At 34.2% G+C, this 2942-nt stretch carries 3 protein-coding genes; all 3 read left to right on the top strand.

Going from position 1 to position 2942, the window contains the following annotated elements:
- On the top strand, nucleotides 1-1157 hold a 1157-nt coding region (locus tag ABY285_RS12390; protein WP_372770522.1), incomplete at its 5' end, for an ABC transporter permease.
- Nucleotides 1158-1161: 4 nt separating this feature from the next.
- Nucleotides 1162-1860, top strand: coding sequence for an ABC transporter ATP-binding protein (locus ABY285_RS12385; protein WP_372770520.1), 699 nt, complete (start codon nucleotides 1162-1164; stop codon nucleotides 1858-1860).
- A gap of 59 nt (nucleotides 1861-1919) precedes the next feature.
- On the top strand, nucleotides 1920-2942 hold a 1023-nt coding region (locus ABY285_RS12380; protein WP_372770518.1), incomplete at its 3' end, for a hypothetical protein.

Genomic DNA, 2942 nt, shown 5'->3' with positions numbered 1-2942 from the left:
TCTGCTCCATAATTATTGGTTTATGGGCCGGGGTTTTTATGCTTGCATTTTCATGGGGATTGTACAAAAATAATATTGATGATACCATCTTCAAACAACTGTCTCATATTCAAATCCATCATCCTTCGTTTAAAGTAGAGAACGAATCAAAATACACCATATCAAATACCGACGAAATTATTCACAAACTGCAATCCAATGAGAATGTAGCTTCTGTAAGTTCACGTGTTATCACAACAGGTATGATTACTTCACCAACTACTGCAAGTGGCGTAAAGATTTATGGAATAAACCCTGAATTAGAAGTAACCCAAATAGGCTTGAATGAAAATGTTAGGCAAGGAGCTTATTTCGAATCTGGTAAAGACAGTGAGATTTTAATTGGAGAGAAACTGGCAAAAAAACTAAAAATTAAAGTAAAAAGTAAAGTGGTATTAACTTTTACTGATGTTGAAAATGAGATAGTTTCAGCAGCTTTTAGAGTAGGGAGTCTTTACAGGTCTAAAAATATTTCTTTAGATGAAGTAAATGTGTATGTCCAGAAAAACCAATTAAGAAAACTGTTGGGGTTAGAAGCTTCGGAAAGCAATGAAATAGCCATATTGTTAAAAAATGAAGCGCAACTGGACTCAGTAAAAGCATACAGTGCCAGTTTGGTTTCCAAAGGGAAGGTTGAAGATTGGAAAGAGCTTTCACCTGAGCTTGGAATGGTGATAGAATCCTTCAATATGTACACCTACATTATTACCGGAATTATTTTACTCGCATTAACTTTTGGAATCGTAAACACCATGTTAATGTCGGTTTTAGAACGTGTTCGAGAACTGGGAATGTTAATGGCTATCGGATTGAATAAGCGAAAAATATTTATTATGATTATGTTGGAAACCCTTTATATAACATTAATAGGTTGTCCAATTGGATTGTTGGTTGGATGGTCAAGTATCAATTTTTTAGGCAAGAACGGAATAAATATCTCTATGTTTTCAGAAGGATTGGCATCTTACGGATTCAGTTCTATTGTTTATCCTTCATTAGACAATGAAAAATATGTTATTGTGGCTGGAATGTGTTTTATAACAGCCATTTTAGCGGCAATTTATCCGGCATATAAGGCTTTACAGTTAAACCCTTCAGAAGCAATACGTAAAATTTAAAGTGATGGCTAAAACAATTATTGATGCACATAATGTAAGCAAAGTTTACAACCCAAAAACGATACCTGTTCATGCGGTTCAAAATGTGCACGTGCATATAGAAGAAGGAGAGTTTGTGGCTTTGGTTGGCCCTTCAGGATCCGGTAAATCTACATTGTTGAATATGATGGGTGGTTTGGACGAACCAACAACAGGAAGTGTAATTATTGATGGTGTAGAAATTACAAGTCTAAAAGAAAATAAACTGATAGATTTCAGGCTTTATAATATTGGTTTTGTATTTCAATCGTTTAACCTGATTCCTGTACTAACTGCTAAAGAGAATGTAGGTTTTGTATTACAGTTACAAAATGTTTCAAAATCTGAAAGAGAAAAACGGGTCATGCAATTATTGAATGAGGTTGGTTTGGAAGATAAGGTAAATAGCAAACCAGGTGAACTTTCTGGAGGGCAACAACAACGTGTAGCAGTTGCCAGAGCTTTGGCTTCCAAGCCAAAAATTATACTGGCCGATGAGCCTACAGCAAATTTAGATTCAAAATCTGCAGGTAATTTATTGGACATTATGGCAAAACTGAACAAAGAAGAGAAAATTACTTTTTTGTTTTCTACTCACGATATGCGGGTTATAAAAAAGGCAAGAAGAGTAATTACGTTGGTAGACGGTAAAATAGATTCAGATGTTCAACAAATACCTGATTAGGTAAAATGGAAAAGCGTTTTGAAATATATTTATTGGTTTTGTTCTTGAATTGTTTTGTTATGATTTCCCAAGAAAGTGAGCATGAATTATTACTCTCTGGCTACATAAAAAATCTTCACGAGTTTAGTTTTATTAATAGACTAGACCAATTAAAGTACAATGGACTTATAAATAACAGACTCAATTTTAAATACATTCCTTCAGAAGAAATTACCATGAGGATTGAACTGAGAAATCGAATTTTCTATGGAAATAATGTTAAAAATTTCAACGAGTTTTCAGACATTGTTTCTCGTGACAATGGATGGGCAAAGTTCTCATGGAATTTAATAAATAATGAAGATGTATTGTTTAATGCAACAATAGACAGGGCTTTGGTAAATTACAGCAAAGGAAGTTGGGATATTACTTTGGGAAGGCAGCGCGTAAATTGGGGAATGAATGTGGTGTGGAATCCCAACGACATTTTTAATACCTATAATTTTTTGGATTTTGATTATGAAGAACGGCCGGGAAGCGACTCGTTTCGAGTCCAATACTATTTGAGCGATTTTAACAAACTGGAAGTAGCCGTAAAAAAGGGAATTGGTGAAAGTGATTATATTTTGGCCACGATGTATAAATTCAATAAATGGTCTTATGATGTTCAATTCATCGCAGCCATTAATGAAAAAGATTGGATATTGGGAACAGGTTGGGCGGGAAACTTGAAAAATGCCGGGTTTAAAGGAGAGGTTTCTTATTTTGTGCCCAAAGAAAATTCCAAAGAATTTAAAAATGTTGTAAGCGCTTCCATATCGGTTGATTATGCTTTTAAAAACGGACTTTACATAAATGGTTCTGCCTTATATAATACCATTACTGATACTTCTTCCGGTAATTTTGAAAATTTAATGTACAATATGGTCACAGCAAAGAATTTGATGCCTTTTGAATATTCCGGATTTCTTCAGCTCTCAAAAGAATTTTCTCCCATATTTTCGGCTTCTATGAGCACAATTTATTCTCCCACAAATCATTCTGTTATTGTCATTCCAAGCATTGATTATTCAATAGCCACAAATTGGGCGCTTAATTTTACG

It is taken from the genome of Lutibacter sp. (assembly GCF_041555395.1).
Lineage (GTDB): Bacteria > Bacteroidota > Bacteroidia > Flavobacteriales > Flavobacteriaceae > Lutibacter.
This window is presented reverse-complemented; position numbering and strand designations above follow the sequence as displayed.